Genomic DNA, 15569 nt, shown 5'->3' with positions numbered 1-15569 from the left:
AACATTTTACATTTGCAAAATTAAAAACCCAGGGTCTATCATATTTTAGATTCTGGGTTTTAAAAAAACAAGAGGTACAATTGCAACAGATGCATAAAATAATTTGGAAAATACATCTATGGCTAGGTCTTAGCTGTGGAGTCATTGCTTCTTTTTCTGGTTTAACAGGAGCCTTGTATGTTTGGCAACCAGAAATAACTTCATTACTAAATCCGAAATTATTAAAGGTTAAAGATTTTTCTAAAGTAAATGAAAAAACAATTTTAAGTTCTGCTTATTTTTTGACCACACAGAATGAAGGAGAAGTAAGTAAGATTTTTTTGCCTTATAGAGAACAACAAACAATTTCAATAAATTATAAAGACGGAAAAACATTTTATTATCATCCGAAAACTAGAGTTTTTTTAGGTGAAAAATCTGAGTCTATACAGTTTTTCGAAACTCTTCTGAAGTTACACCGTACGTTAGGAATATCTAAAATTGGTAAGTATATTATAGGAACAAGTACTTTATTGTTCTGTTTCTTTTTATTAACAACAGGATTTTATATGTGGTGGAAAGCATATAAAAATAACTTATCAAAAGGGTTTACGATGAAGTGGAAACCTAAAAAGAAACGATTTTACTTCAATATACATAAAGTATTCGGAATTTATTTTTTATTGCCTTTGTTGGTAATAGCGTTTACAGGAGGCTATTTCACTTATTATAAAACCTATAAATCAGCTTTGTCTATTTTTAATAGTTCAGATAAAATCGTATCAGATGAAGAAGCAAAGCAAGAAAAGATATTTTCATTAAAAGAAGCAGTACTACAAACTGATGGAAAATATGCTTTAAGAGCTATTTATTACCCGAAAGATAGTTCAAGAGTTTATAAACTTAGGTACATAAAAGATCGGTTCATCCAAGCAGGATTTAGAAGAACAAAAGAAATGGAGCTAAATAAGCAAGGGAAATTACGAACGATATCAAGTTTTGATTTTGACCTTAATAGTAATCGAATAGCAGCTCAGTTTTATCCAGTACATATAGGAGAGATAGCAGGGGTATTGGGTAGGGTACTCGTGTTTATATCAGGCTTAGTACCCATAATTTTACTAATCACAGGATTTAAGGTTTATAGCTCAAAAACTAAACGATTAAAAAAGGTTGTTAATTAACATTTTTGTTAGAGGTAGCAGGAGGATTTGTTTTCATTTTTACTTGGTAAAAAACCTATCTTCGCAAAAAAAAATAATTCATGAGTATTGTATACATCGTTATTGGTTTAGTGTTTTTGATTCTTGGAGGAAACTGGTTGTTAAAAGCGGCAGTAGCTATGTCGTTAAAACTTAATATTCCTAAGATAGTTATAGGTATGACGATAGTGTCTTTTGCTACTTCAGCTCCAGAATTAATCGTTAGTATTAAATCAGCGTTAGATGGAGCAACAGGATTAGCGGTAGGAAATGTGATAGGATCTAACATAGCAAACTTGGCTTTAGTGTTGGCTATAACTGTCATTTTATCTCCTATTTATGTAGAGAAGAGTTTTTATAAAACCGATTGGCCTGTAATGATGATAGCCTCAATAATGTTGTACTTCTTTATTGTGGATGATAGAACTATACAAACTTATGAAGGGGTGATACTTTTTGGAATGCTTATCGTATTTTTAATTTACCTTTTGCGTTTTCAAAAACAAGCTGTTGTAGATGAAATGCCTGAGGATGATGAAGAGTTACCGTTATATAAAACAGCACTGTTTTTAGCGGTTGGAGGACTAGGTTTATGGGGAGGTTCAGAATTGTTAATTAATGGATCAGTTTCTTTAGCTAGAAACTTAGGTGTGAGTGATGCGGTAATAGGAGTAACAGTAGTTTCAGTAGGTACAAGTATTCCAGAATTAGCAGCTTCTGTAATAGCGGTGTTAAAGAAAGAAAAGGCAATTTCTTTAGGGAATTTAATAGGGTCTAATGTGTTTAATATTTTGGCCGTTTTAGGGCTTACGGCAATTATTACTCCTATTGAGGTAAAGCCTGATGCATTGAGTTTGATTAATAATGATATTTATTGGATGTTGGGAATTTCATTTGCAATTTTACCGTTGGTTTTTTTTCCAAAAGGATTACGTTTAGGTTGGAGGGATGGTATATTGTTAATGGCAACTTATATCATTTTTGTGTATTTGACAGTATCTTAAGAAAGATAAAAAATAAAAAAAAACCGTCAGCGACGGTTTTTTTTTATTAGGGATTAAAAAGTTTTATGAATTATTAAGCTACTGTAGCTTCAACTTTAGCCTTCTTTACAGTCTCAACAATTCTTCCAGCTACTTTGTATGGATCAGCATTAGAAGCAGGTCTTCTGTCTTCTAACCAACCTTTCCATCCTTTTTCAACTGTAATAATTGGAATACGGATTGAAGCTCCACGATCAGAAACACCATAACTAAAATCGTTAATAGATGCTGTTTCGTGTAAACCAGTTAAACGTTGATCGTTGTATTCACCGTAAACGTTAATATGTTCTTTAGTTACTGGGCGGAAAGCTTCACAAACTTTTTCGTAAACTTCTTTACTTCCACAAGTTCTTAATAAAGTATTAGAGAAGTTAGCGTGCATTCCAGAACCGTTCCAGTCACCTTTAATAGGTTTAGGGTGGTACTCAATGTAGTAACCATATTTTTCAGTTAATCTGTCTAGTAAGTAACGAGCAACCCAAATTTCATCACCAGCTTTTTTTGCACCTTTAGCAAATAATTGGAATTCCCATTGTCCGCTAGCTACTTCTTGATTAATTCCTTCAAAAGTTAATCCAGCAGCAATACATAAGTCAGCATGCTCTTCAACAAAATCTCTACCGTGTGTGTTTTTACCTCCTACAGAACAGTAGTACATACCTTGAGGTCCTGGATAACCACCAATAGGGAATCCTAATGGAAGTTGTGTATGAGTATCCATAATAAAGTACTCTTGCTCAAAACCAAACCAGAAATCGTTATCGTCATCATCAATTTTAGCACGTGCATTAGTAGGGTGTGGAGTTCCATCTGCATTTAAAACTTCTGTCATTACTAAAAAACCATTTTCGCGTGCAGGATCTGGGTAAATAGCAACTGGCTTTAATAAACAATCAGAGTCACCACCTTTAGCTTGTTTGGTTGAAGAACCATCAAAAGACCATATTGGGCAATCTTCTAATTTACCGCTAAAGTCTTCAACAACTTTAGTTTTGCTTCTCATGTTTTGAGTTGGATAGTAACCGTCTAACCAAATGTACTCTAGTTTAGATCTTATCATGATTTATATTTGTTTTGTGTTGTTATGGAATTAATTACGGTGCAAAAATGAGTTTTTTTTGCGTTAACTCAAAATTTTTAAGGGGTAATTTGTTAAATATTAACATTAAATTAATTTGACCCCTGTTTTTTAAGGGGTGTTTAAGTTTAAATTAGTTTTTGTATTTTTGAGAAGTCTAATTTATACTTTATTATATATGTCAAGTTTAAGATTCAGTGCGTTACAAGAGGTTTTACATAGAAACCCAGTTTTAGTTGAAGAAAACGAACGCCGTTCGGAGTTGTTTGGAAAAAATGTATTTAATGAGCAAGCAATGCGTCAATACATGACCAAAGAAGCGTATCAAAGCGTTATCGATGCTATTGAGTTTGGAACTAAAATAGATAGAAAGATTGCAGATCAAATAGCTGTTAGTATGAAAGATTGGGCCTTGTCTAAAGGAGCAACTCATTATACACACTGGTTTCAGCCTTTAACAGGGGCAACTGCAGAAAAACACGATGCCTTTTTTGAAACAGTTGAAGGAAGCAGAGCGATGGAACGTTTTGATGGAGGACAATTAGTACAGCAAGAACCAGACGCTTCTAGTTTTCCACACGGAGGGATAAGAAATACCTTTGAAGCACGTGGTTATACCGCATGGGATCCTACTTCTCCAGCTTTTGTATATGGAACAACTTTATGTATTCCTACGGTTTTTGTAGCATATACAGGGGAGGCGTTAGATAATAAAGCCCCTTTGCTAAGAGCTTTACAGGCGGTAGATACAGCAGCAACAGCAGTTTGTAAATATTTTGATAAGAATGTAAGTAAAGTAAATGCAACCTTAGGATGGGAGCAAGAATACTTTTTAATTGATGTAGCTTTGGCTAATGCGCGTCCTGATATTATGATGACAGGAAGAACTTTATTAGGTCATTCGCCAGCGAAAGGGCAACAATTAGATGATCATTATTTCGGGTCAATACCAACACGAGTTTTAAATTTTATGCGCGATTTAGAGCAAGAATGTATGCTTTTGGGAGTGCCAGTTAAAACACGTCATAATGAGGTGGCACCAAATCAATTTGAACTAGCACCAATTTTTGAAGAAGCAAATTTAGCGGTAGATCATAATTCATTATTAATGGATGTGATGGAAAAAGTATCGCAACGCCATAAATTTAAAGTGTTATTTCACGAAAAGCCTTTTCAAGGGATAAACGGTTCTGGAAAACATAATAACTGGAGTTTGTCTACCAATACAGGGATTAATCTATTAAGTCCAGGTAAAACTCCAATGAAGAACCTACAATTCTTAACTTTCTTTGTTAATACCATTAAAGCAGTTCACGATTACGAAGAGTTAATCAGAGCCTCAATTGCAAGTGCAAGTAATGATTATCGTCTGGGAGCTAATGAAGCACCACCAGCTATCATATCGGTTTTTATCGGAACACAATTATCAGAAGTACTTGATGAGTTAGAAAATGTAACGAAAGGGAAGTTGTCTCCAGAAGAAAAAACAGATTTAAAATTAAATATTGTTGGTAAAATTCCTGAAATTTTATTAGATAATACAGATAGAAACAGAACTTCACCTTTTGCTTTTACAGGAAATAAGTTTGAGTTACGTGCTGTGGGATCATGGTCTAACTGTGCAGGACCAATGACGGTGTTGAATACCATTATAGCAAAACAGTTGAATGAATTCAAAGAGGAGGTTGATAAGTTAATTGATGCGAAAAACCTTAAAAAAGACGAGGCTATTTTTAATGTATTAAGAGAATATATTAAAGCGTCTAAAAGTATCCGATTTGAAGGTGATGGATATGGAGAAGCTTGGGAAAAGGAAGCAAAAAAGAGAGGTCTGTCAAATAATAAGACTACTCCTGAGGCCTTAAAAGCAAAAGTCTCTAAAAAAGCAATTTCTCTTTTTGAAGAAATGGGAGTGATGAATAAAGTAGAAGTAGAAGCGCGTCATGAAATTGAATTAGAAGAGTATTCAAAAAAGATTCAAATTGAAAGTAGAGTGCTGGGAGATATTGCAAGAAACCATGTAATACCAATCGCTATTCAATATCAAAATACATTGATAGAAAATGTAAGAGGGTTGAAAGAAATTTTCGGGAATAATTTCGAAAAATATGCCAATGAGCAAATCGATTTAATCCAAAAAATATCACTTCATATAGCCGAAATCAATTCAAAAGTAGAATTAATGATTGAAGAGCGTAAAAAAGCGAATAAGTTGACAGGGCAAAAAAATGCGGATGCATACTGTAATAAGGTAAAACCTTATTTTGATGAGATTCGTTACCATTGTGATAAATTAGAATTGATGGTAGATGACAATCTTTGGCCTTTAACAAAGTATAGAGAACTACTGTTTACGAGGTAATGAATAATGCAGTAAACTTAAAGAGAACCAATTCTAAAGATGAGGACTTTGTTGCTTTGGTACAAGAGCTAGATAAGTACCTCTCAGGAATTAATGGTGATCAGGATGATTTTTTTAGTCAGTTTAATACGATAGACGCGTTACAGAATGTAGTTGTATGTTATGTAGGTATAACACCTGTAGGTTGTGGAGCGTTTAAAGCAATTGCTAATAAGACAGTTGAAATCAAACGAATGTATGTTAAACCAACATATAGAGGAAAACATATTGCAACACTGGTTTTAAAAGAACTAGAAAAATGGGCAGGAGAAGAGCAGTTTGATACAGTTATTTTAGAAACGAGTAAAACAATGCAACCAGCAGTAAACCTGTATCAAAAAAATGGATACAATATTATAGCTAATTATGAACCGTATAAAGACGTACTATCTAGTATTTGCTTTAAGAAAGAATTAATAAGCCTATAAATATGATAAGTATAGCTAAATTCACTCAAAACCAATGGCAAGAAGTAGCAGTAATATATAAGGAAGGAATCGATACTAAAAATGCTACTTTTAGAACAGAAGTTCCAAGTTGGGAAGAATGGAATGCGTCACATCATCAACATTCTCGGTTTGTTGCTGTAGAAGAAAATAAGGTAGTAGGGTGGTGTGCAATAGCTCCGGTTTCCAAAAGATTTGAGTATCGAGGAGTGGCAGAAGTAAGTGTATATGTGAAACAAGGAGTGGTAGGAAAAGGAATAGGAAGTTTATTGATGGAAGCTGTTATAGGCTCTTCTGAAAATAATGGAATTTGGACACTGTATTCTAGTTTATTTCCTGAAAATATAGGAAGTGAAAAACTACATGTTAAATATGACTTTCGAAAGATAGGATATCGAGAAAAAATAGCTCAGTTAGATGGGGTATGGAGAGATACCGTTTTGTATGAAAGACGAAGTAAAAAACAACAATTACTTTGATAGTTTACTGTTTTTAAAGTAATTTCGCGGCAACAACAACACAACACATGAGTAACGAAGTATCTAAACGCTACGCACAACGCGGAGTATCGGCATCTAAAGAAGATGTACACAATGCTATCAAGAATATTGATAAAGGATTATTTCCAAAAGCTTTCTGTAAAATTGTTCCAGATTATTTAACGAACGATGAAGACTATTGTTTAATCATGCATGCAGACGGAGCAGGAACGAAAAGCTCTTTAGCGTACATGTATTGGAAAGAAACAGGAGATATTTCGGTGTGGAAAGGGATTGCTCAAGATGCTTTAATCATGAATATTGATGATTTATTGTGTGTAGGTGCTACCGACAATATTATGTTGTCTTCTACCATTGGACGTAACAAAAACAATATTCCAGGTGAAGTTTTGTCGGCAATTATCAATGGAACAGAAGAGTTGATTGCTGAATTAAAGGAATTCGGAGTAACGATTCATTCAACTGGTGGAGAAACTGCTGATGTAGGAGACTTAGTACGTACCATTATTGTAGATTCTACGGTAACTGCTCGTATGAAGCGTTCGGATGTAATTGATAATGCAAACATCAAAGAAGGAGATGTAATTGTTGGTTTAGAATCTTTCGGACAAGCTACTTACGAGAAAGAATATAACGGAGGTATGGGAAGTAATGGATTAACTTCTGCACGTCACGATGTATTCCACAACTATTTAGCAGAGAAATATCCAGAAAGTTTTGATGCTTCAGTGCCTTCTGATTTGGTGTATTCAGGAAATACAAAATTAACAGATAACGTAGCAGATTCACCAATTGATGCTGGTAAGTTAGTGTTGTCACCAACAAGAACCTATGCGCCAATTATCAAAGAAATTTTATCAAAATTCTCTTCGAAAGAGATACATGGAATGATTCACTGTTCTGGTGGAGCACAAACTAAGATTTTACATTTTGTTGATGATTTACATATTGTAAAAGATAATATGTTTCCAATTCCACCATTGTTCAAATTGATACAAGAACAATCAAAAACAGATTGGAAAGAAATGTATCAGGTATTTAACTGTGGGCACCGAATGGAGTTATACGTGTCTCCTGATGTAGCAGAAGATATCATTGCAATTTCAAAATCGTTCAATGTAAATGCACAGGTAATTGGTAGAGTTGAAACTTCTGAAAAGAAGCGATTAACAATCAATAGTGAATACGGAACTTTTGAGTATTAAACTTTTTTAAAAAGAAATAAAATGTCAACATTTTTATGTTGGTAAAAATGTAAAAAACTAGTTTTTAGTTTTTTACATTTTTTTTTGGTCAACTTTATGATTTAAATCATGTTTTAAGTTGTTTTTTTTGAATTACTTTATAATCGAACAAGCTATAATTAATTCAATAAAAACTATGAAATCAGTCATACAAAATCTACCTCAAAAAAAAGTAACGAGAGCAGAAGCGTTACAAGCAGCATTACACTATTTTAAAAATGATGATTTAGCGGCAAGCGTTTGGTTAAACAAATATGCCTTAAAAGATTCTGAAGGAAATATTTACGAAAGCACTCCAGATGATATGCATCGTAGAATTGCCAAAGAAATTGCACGAATTGAAAAAAAATATGCAAACCCGCTAACAGAATCAGAAATATATGAAGTGATAAAAAACTTCAAATATATAGTGCCACAAGGAAGCCCAATGGCAGGAATAGGGAATCCGTTTCAAATAGCATCACTTTCTAATTGTTTTGTAATAGGAAATGAAGGAGATTCAGATTCGTATGGTGGGATTATGAAAATAGATCAAGAGCAAGTACAACTCATGAAAAGGAGAGGAGGAGTAGGTCATGATTTGTCACATATAAGACCCAAAGGTTCTCCAGTAAAAAATTCAGCATTAACATCCACAGGAATTGTTCCGTTTATGGAACGTTATTCGAACTCAACGCGAGAGGTTGCACAAGATGGTCGTAGAGGAGCATTGATGTTGTCGGTGTCTATCAATCATCCAGATTCAGAAGACTTTATTGATGCTAAATTAGAGCAAGGAAAAGTAACTGGGGCAAATGTTTCAGTAAGAATAGACGATGCTTTTATGAAAGCAGTGAAAAAAGGAGATATGTATACGCAAAAATATCCCGTTTTTAGTAAAAATCCGAAGTATTCAAAAACGATAGAAGCACAAAAATTATGGAAAAAAATAGTACATAATGCGTGGCAATCTGCCGAACCAGGAATCTTGTTTTGGGATACAATAATTAATGAATCGGTACCAGACTCTTATGCTGATTTAGGTTATAAAACGGTATCAACTAATCCTTGTGGAGAAATTCCGTTATGTCCGTATGATTCGTGTCGCTTACTGGCAATTAACTTGTTTTCGTATGTAGAAAACCCGTTTACTAAAAAGGCTGCTTTTAATTTTAAACTGTTTAAAAAGCATATTGTCATTGCTCAGCGAATGATGGATGATATTATTGATTTGGAATTAGAAAAAATAGATAAAATTTTAGAGAAAATTGATGCTGATCCAGAGTTAGATGAGGTAAAAGCTACTGAGAAAACGCTTTGGTTAAATATTAGGAAAAAAGCTTATGAAGGAAGAAGAACAGGAATAGGAATCACTGCAGAAGGAGATATGTTGGCTGCTTTAGGAATTCGATATGGAAGCAAAGAAGGAAATGAGTTTTCGGTAAAAGTTCATAAAACATTAGGAATAGAAACATACAGAGCATCAGTAAATTTAGCTAAAGAAAGAGGGGCGTTTTCAATATTTGATGCAGAAAGAGAAAAAAACAATCCGTTTATTTTACGTTTAAAAGAAGCTGATAGTAAGTTGTATTATGAAATGTTAGAGCATGGACGCAGAAATATAGCATTACTTACGATTGCGCCTACAGGTACTACCAGTTTAATGACGCAAACATCTTCTGGAATTGAACCAGTGTTTATGCCTGTGTACAAGCGTAGAAAAAAGGTGAATCCAAATGATAAAGGAGTACGTGTAGATTTTGTAGATGAAGTAGGAGATTCTTGGGAAGAATACGTGGTTTTTCATCACCGATTTAAACAATGGATGGAAGTAAACGGAATAGATGTTACTAAAAACTTTTCACAGCAAGAATTGGATGTGTTGGTTAAAAAATCACCGTATTACAAAGCAACTTCTAACGATGTAGATTGGTTAAGTAAAGTAACGATGCAGGGAGCGGTACAAAAATGGGTAGATCACTCTATTAGTGTAACTATTAATTTACCGAACGATGTTAGCGAAGAGTTGGTAGGAGAGTTGTATTTAAAAGCTTGGGAGGTAGGTTGTAAAGGAGTTACGGTGTATAGAGATGGCTCTAGGTCGGGGGTATTGATAGCAAATGACGAAAAGAAAGAGAATAACCAAAGTGATACACTAACTCCATTCCCTACGAAGCGTCCGCAAATTTTAGAAGCAGATGTCGTTCGTTTTCAAAATAAAAAAGAGAAATGGATTGCTTTTATTGGATTAGTGGATGACAAACCGTATGAAATTTTTACGGGTTTAGCTGACGATGAAGACGGAATTTTATTACCACGTTGGGTAGAAAAAGGTTTTATTATAAAAAACAGAAATGAAGATGGAAGTTCGCGTTATGATTTTCAGTATAAAAATAAACGTGGTTATAAAACTACAATAGAAGGATTATCACATAAGTTTAATCCAGAATTTTGGAATTATGCAAAACTGTTTTCAGGAACTTTACGTCATGGAATGCCTATTGATAAAATTGTAAAACTAATTCAGAGCTTGCAGTTAGATAGTGAGTCTATAAACACATGGAAGAATGGAGTAGTAAGAGCGTTAAAACATTATGTGGAAGATGGCACAAAAGTTATAGGGCAAACATGCGAAAATTGCAAATCAGATAATTTAATTTATCAAGAAGGCTGCTTAACGTGTAATGATTGCGGAACATCCAAATGCGGATAAAAAGCAGTATTACTTATAAATTCTTAGATTTTTCTGAGGATTATTTTGTTTTTTCAAACACAAAATCAATCGAAAATTCATCGTTGGCAACTTTAGCCTTTAGTTGATTGTTTTCTTTCCAGTAGTGTATGGTTTTAGGAAACTCGTTTTGCTTGTTTTCTGCAGTAAAAGAAGTATCGGTTTGTTGTATGAAAGCAAATAGTGTAGGATTTTCATTTACACCAGTCACTTGTAAAAACAACGAATCGTTTTTGGTAATGATATGTAATACCTCTTTAAATACGGTGTCTTTTTCTTTTAAGGTAAATCCAATGCCAGAAAAATCGTCATTCCAAAACTCATACGTAAACTTGTCAGGTTGATTGTTTATACGTTTCCATTTTCCGAACAACCATGTAGGTTTTTTGAATTCTGTAGTATTTTGACAAGAAAAAAGCAGGAATCCAGTAATAAATAGTAATAAAAATCGCATCATAAAACTCTTAAAGGATTAAAGATAATGAATTAAATTCGATAAAAAATCGTAAATTCGCACCCCAAGAAAAGATACTATGCTAGATAAATTACAGATAGTTAAACAACGTTATGATGAGGTGTCAGACTTAATCATCCAGCCAGATGTTATCTCTGATCAAAAGCGTTATGTGCAATTAAATAAGGAATATAAAGATTTAGGAAAGGTTGTTAAAAAGGCAAACGAGTACGAAACTTTATTAAACAATATAGAAGAAGCTAAAGAAATTATTGCAGACGGATCGGATGCAGAAATGGTTGAAATGGCTAAGATGGAAATGGACGAGGCGAAAACTCGAATTCCACAATTGGAAGAAGAGATTAAGTTTTTACTAATTCCGAAAGATCCAGAAGATTCAAAAAATGCAGTAGTAGAATTACGTGCGGGTACTGGTGGAGATGAAGCGAGTATTTTTGCGGGTGATTTGTTTAGAATGTACACCAAGTACTGTGAAAGTAAAGGGTGGAAAGTTTCTACAGTAGATTTTTCTGAAGGTACCAATGGTGGATTTAAAGAAATTCAGTTTGAGGTTACTGGAGAAGATGTGTATGGAACCTTAAAGTTTGAAGCAGGAGTACATCGTGTACAACGTGTACCACAAACTGAAACTCAAGGACGTGTGCATACATCGGCAGCAACTTGTATGGTGTTTCCAGAAGCAGAAGAGTTTGATGTAGAAATCAACCCGAAAGATGTACGTATCGATTTCTTCTGTTCATCAGGACCAGGAGGACAGTCGGTAAACACTACCTATTCAGCAGTACGTTTAACGCACATTCCTACAGGATTAGTGGCGCAATGTCAAGATCAAAAATCGCAGCATAAAAACAAAGAGAAAGCGTTTAAGGTATTACGTTCTCGTTTATACGATATGGAGTTGGCGAAGAAGCAGGAAGCTGATGCTGCTAAACGTGGTTCGATGGTAACTTCAGGTGACCGTTCTGCAAAAATTAGAACGTATAATTATCCGCAAGGACGTGTAACAGATCACAGAATTGGATTAACCTTATACGATTTATCAAATATTGTAAATGGAGACATTCAAAAAATTATAGACGAGTTAATGCTCGCAGAAAATACTTCTAAGTTAAAAGAATTAGGAGAAACAATTTAACGAAAAGGCGTTACCAACAGGTAACGCCTTTTTTATGAAAAATAATTACTATCCACAATTCTTGTAGAGCCGATAAATAAAAGCTACCTTTGCAACATATTAATGTTCTATCCTTTTCAGGAGAAAATCTACGAGTCTTTATACTATTTTTCTGACATACTTCAGTTCTTTAGTCTTCAGTTGCTTTATAAAGCGTTTTCAATAGAATTTTTAATCTAAAATAAATATCATGTAAATCATAGCGGTATTGTGTATGGTGCTGTGGATTAGTTTATATGATTTAGAATGTCTAATAATTTAAATCTTATAGTATGTTAAGAATAGTTGTAAAAGAAGGTGAAAATATAGATAGAGCCTTAAAACGTTACAAGCGTAAGTTTAGAAATGTAAAAGTTTTACAAGAACTTAGAGAAAGAAAACAATATGTAAAGCCATCTGTTACTAGGCGAGCGCAAATACAAAAGGCAGCTTATAAAGAACAACTATTTAAAGAAGAATAGGATTACTATAATATAAAAAAAAACGCAACCAATTTGGTTGCGTTTTTTTTGTTATAAAGGTTAATGTAGGTTGAAATGATTGAATTATTTTCAATACTATTTATTAAGATTCACTAACGTGCTTATTTCTTTTACAAGGAAAGGAAACTTAGTAAAACCATCTCTGTCTATAAAGTGTTTTCCTTTTTTGAGAAGAGTAAACTTAGCATCTAATTTTTCTGCCATAGTTTTAGAATATTGATAAGGAATAATGTCGTCATCAATAGCAGATATTGCAACTCTAGTTTTTGTTATTTCTTTTAAGTGATTATAGTTTAATTTTGGTTTTAGAAATTCAATAAGCTCGGGTATTGGTGAAGATTCAACAAACCCAGAAATAAGAAACAATCCTTTAATTTTAGTTGTTTTAAACTTATTTAAAAAGTTTAAAATGCTTATACATCCTAAACTGTGACCAATAAAAATAGTGTTCTCATCGATTTCTTTTATATGATTTTCCATATAGCTAACCCAATCATTAAGCTTTGGGGCTAGAGAATCAGGCATCTCTAAAATAGAAACTTCAATAAAATCATTTTCTAAACTCTGTTTAAAATTCTGAAACCAGTTAGAATCAGGAGAAGCTGTATACCCGTGAATTAAGTATATATTATGTTTTTTCATTTTTATTGTTCGTTTTGTTATAAAATAAAAAAACGGAACCAATTTGGTTGTGTTTTTTATATGTTGTAAAAACAATTAATAATCGTTTCGCTTGTTTTTTAAAAAGCCAGTTATACCAGTTGCTATAATAAAAGCAACAAAAGTAACGATGATAGATTTTAATTCAATCATAGGTTTAGAAAAAAATGTATGGTTCTCTACTGTAGATTAAATAAAAAATCCCAACCAAATATAGAGATATTTGATTGGGATTTTTAATAGTGGAGACGCCGAGAATCGAACTCGGGTCCAAACAAGCAGCTCAAAGGCTTTCTACATACTTAGTTTTTGTTTAATTTTCGATTAAAACCTGACCAAAAACAGCCCAATTTTAACTTATCTTCTTTAGTTTCGAAAACTTATCGAAGTGCTAAGTTTTCTATGTTTACTTTTACGATGCCCATAAAAGAAACGCCGTAAACCAAGGCTTTTCGTGGACATTCAGCTTGCGCACCTAGTGCGCCAAGGCTCTATCTTACTATTAATTCAGATTAAGCAGCTAAAGCGTAGTTATCTTCGCCGTTTATAAAGTTGAAATAAGTTTAACGAGTTATCATTTCACTCCTCGGTATGCTTACATTTTCACTCGTCTTGCTGTCAAAACCAGTCGTCCCCAGTATGTCAAAGAATTACTTATTTATTACAAAAAATATACCAATTTTTAGGGCGTTCGGGCGGGCTTTCACTACTCGCTTCCCGAAGTATCGGGAGAGCTCAAACAAATCGTTCAATCCCTAACGCAAAATAAGAGAATGCAAATATAAAAAAATACTATTTGTACAATCATTTTAAAACGAGTATTTTCGCCATGATTGTTATAAGATATAACATTATATGTAAAATTGTTTAATTTTAATACAAATAAAGAATGAAATTCGGAATCATTAAAGAACGTAAAAATCCACCAGACAGAAGAGTTGTGTTTTCACCTGAAAAGTTGCAAGAATTTAAAAAGCAATTTCCGCAAGCAGAAATAGTGGTAGAAAGTTCTGATATCCGAGTTTTTTCAGACGAAGCATATAAAAATGCAGGATTTGAAGTGACCAACGATATTTCTGATTGTGATGTGTTATTAGGAGTAAAAGAAGTTCCTGTAGATAACTTAATTCCAAATAAGAAATATTTTTTCTTTAGTCATACCATAAAAAAGCAACCGTACAACCGTAAGCTGTTAAAAGCGATGCTAGCGAAGAATATCGAGATGTTCGATCATGAAACTATTGTTAAAGAAAATGGTGCACGTTTAATTGGTTTTGGTCGTTATGCTGGTTTGGTAGGGGCTTACAATGGCTTTAGAGCTTTAGGCTTACGTGAAGGATTGTTTAATTTACCAAAGGTTGAAACTTTACCAGATTTAGATGCTGTAAAAGCTGAGTTAGATAAAATTAAATTACCAAATATTAAAATTTTGCTTACAGGTACAGGAAAAGTAGCTAAAGGAGCGAAAGAAATTTTAGATCATTTACAGATTAAAGAAGTTAGTGACGCCTTGTATTTAACATCTGAATTTACTGAGCCAGTATATTGTATGGCTGATGTAATGGAATATGCAAAACGAAAAGATGGTAAAGTAGGGAATAAGTACGAGTTTTATAAAGATCCAACAGGTTACGAAAGTAATTTTATGCCATATGCCAAAGAGACAGATTTCCTTATGGCAGGACATTTTTATGGTGATGGAGCACCATATTTATTTACACGTGAAGATGCAAAACATCCAGATTTTAGAATAAAATATGTAGCGGATATTTCTTGTGATATTGACGGACCTGTAGCCACAACTATTCGTTCTTCAACAATCGCAGACCCTATTTATGGTTATAACCCAGAAACAGAATCTGAAGTTGATTTTAAAGATGATAAGGCTATCACGGTAATGGCGGTTGATAACTTACCTTGTGAGTTGCCAAAGGATGCAAGTGAAGGCTTTGGAGATATGTTTTTAGAGCATGTAATTCCAGCATTTTACAATGAGGATAAAGACGGAATTTTAGCGCGTGCAAAAATGACAACAAATACTGGTACATTAACCGAACGTTATGCATATTTGCAGGATTACGTAGACGGAAAAGAATAACAAATAATTTTATAAAAACTGTTTCAAGAGTGTCATTTCGAGTGTAAAGGAGAAATCTTATATTTTTAAATCCAAGA

Annotated in this window: 13 protein-coding genes and 1 other RNA gene; 10 read left to right on the top strand and 4 right to left on the bottom strand. The window is 33.5% G+C overall.

Going from position 1 to position 15569, the window contains the following annotated elements; genetic code table 11:
* Window positions 1-89 precede the first annotated feature (89 nt).
* Both DFQ07_RS02080 and DFQ07_RS02075 read left to right on the top strand, forming a co-directional pair.
* Window positions 90-1163: a PepSY-associated TM helix domain-containing protein gene (locus DFQ07_RS02080; RefSeq protein ID WP_133534612.1), complete on the top strand. Its 1074-nt coding sequence runs from the start codon at window positions 90-92 to the stop codon at window positions 1161-1163.
* A gap of 80 nt (window positions 1164-1243) precedes the next feature.
* Window positions 1244-2185 carry a calcium/sodium antiporter gene (locus DFQ07_RS02075; protein ID WP_133534611.1) on the top strand — a complete coding sequence of 314 codons (942 nt, stop codon included), beginning with the start codon at window positions 1244-1246 and terminating at the stop codon, window positions 2183-2185.
* Window positions 2186-2258: 73 nt separating this feature from the next.
* Here the strand turns inward: DFQ07_RS02075 and DFQ07_RS02070 are convergent, their stop codons facing one another.
* Window positions 2259-3284, bottom strand: coding sequence for a glutamine synthetase beta-grasp domain-containing protein (locus DFQ07_RS02070; protein WP_133534610.1), 1026 nt, complete (start codon window positions 3282-3284; stop codon window positions 2259-2261).
* A 196-nt stretch (window positions 3285-3480) separates the two neighbouring features.
* Here DFQ07_RS02070 and DFQ07_RS02065 point away from each other — a divergent pair, with 196 nt between their 5' ends.
* The 5 genes from DFQ07_RS02065 (at window position 3481) to DFQ07_RS02045 (ending at window position 10585) form a co-directional block, all read left to right on the top strand.
* A complete protein-coding gene (locus DFQ07_RS02065; protein ID WP_133534609.1) occupies window positions 3481-5664 on the top strand; it encodes a glutamine synthetase III family protein in 2184 nt (727 codons plus the stop codon).
* Window positions 5664-6131, top strand: a complete 468-nt coding sequence (locus DFQ07_RS02060; RefSeq protein WP_133534608.1) for a GNAT family N-acetyltransferase — start codon at window positions 5664-5666, stop codon at window positions 6129-6131. Before DFQ07_RS02065 ends, DFQ07_RS02060 begins: the two co-directional genes overlap by 1 nt.
* 2 nt (window positions 6132-6133) lie before the next feature.
* Entirely contained in the window at window positions 6134-6628 is a 495-nt protein-coding gene (locus DFQ07_RS02055) for a GNAT family N-acetyltransferase (RefSeq protein ID WP_133534607.1), read from the top strand.
* Window positions 6629-6675: 47 nt separating this feature from the next.
* Complete coding sequence (locus DFQ07_RS02050; protein ID WP_133534606.1) at window positions 6676-7854, top strand: AIR synthase related protein; 1179 nt, start codon at window positions 6676-6678, stop codon at window positions 7852-7854.
* Between the two features lie 175 nt (window positions 7855-8029).
* Window positions 8030-10585 (top strand): adenosylcobalamin-dependent ribonucleoside-diphosphate reductase, encoded by a 2556-nt coding sequence (locus DFQ07_RS02045; protein ID WP_133534605.1) that lies wholly within the window; start codon window positions 8030-8032, stop codon window positions 10583-10585.
* Between the two features lie 40 nt (window positions 10586-10625).
* Here the strand turns inward: DFQ07_RS02045 and DFQ07_RS02040 are convergent, their stop codons facing one another.
* On the bottom strand, window positions 10626-11057 hold the full coding sequence (locus tag DFQ07_RS02040) for a DUF6265 family protein (RefSeq protein WP_133534604.1): 432 nt from the start codon (window positions 11055-11057) through the stop codon (window positions 10626-10628).
* A 79-nt stretch (window positions 11058-11136) separates the two neighbouring features.
* On the opposite strand from DFQ07_RS02040, the gene prfA reads away from it, so the two are divergent.
* Window positions 11137-12213 carry a peptide chain release factor 1 gene (gene prfA, locus DFQ07_RS02035; protein WP_133534603.1) on the top strand — a complete coding sequence of 359 codons (1077 nt, stop codon included), beginning with the start codon at window positions 11137-11139 and terminating at the stop codon, window positions 12211-12213.
* Window positions 12214-12524: 311 nt separating this feature from the next.
* Window positions 12525-12713: a 30S ribosomal protein S21 gene (rpsU, locus tag DFQ07_RS02030; protein ID WP_133534602.1), complete on the top strand. Its 189-nt coding sequence runs from the start codon at window positions 12525-12527 to the stop codon at window positions 12711-12713.
* Between the two features lie 96 nt (window positions 12714-12809).
* On the opposite strand, the gene DFQ07_RS02025 is transcribed toward rpsU, so the two are convergent.
* Entirely contained in the window at window positions 12810-13376 is a 567-nt protein-coding gene (locus DFQ07_RS02025) for an RBBP9/YdeN family alpha/beta hydrolase (protein ID WP_133534601.1), read from the bottom strand.
* Between the two features lie 258 nt (window positions 13377-13634).
* Window positions 13635-14030: a transfer-messenger RNA gene (gene ssrA, locus DFQ07_RS02020) on the bottom strand.
* Between the two features lie 253 nt (window positions 14031-14283).
* Between ssrA and DFQ07_RS02015 the strand changes: the two genes are divergently transcribed.
* The gene (locus DFQ07_RS02015) at window positions 14284-15492 is read left to right on the top strand and encodes an NAD(P)-dependent oxidoreductase (protein ID WP_133534600.1); all 1209 of its coding nucleotides are present in this window, start codon (window positions 14284-14286) and stop codon (window positions 15490-15492) included.
* Window positions 15493-15569: the final 77 nt, after the last annotated feature.

The sequence above is a fragment of the Tenacibaculum caenipelagi genome (assembly GCF_004363005.1).
Lineage (GTDB): Bacteria > Bacteroidota > Bacteroidia > Flavobacteriales > Flavobacteriaceae > Polaribacter > Polaribacter caenipelagi.
The sequence above is the reverse complement of the archived record's forward strand: the minus strand, read 5'-3'. Positions and strand labels throughout refer to the sequence as shown.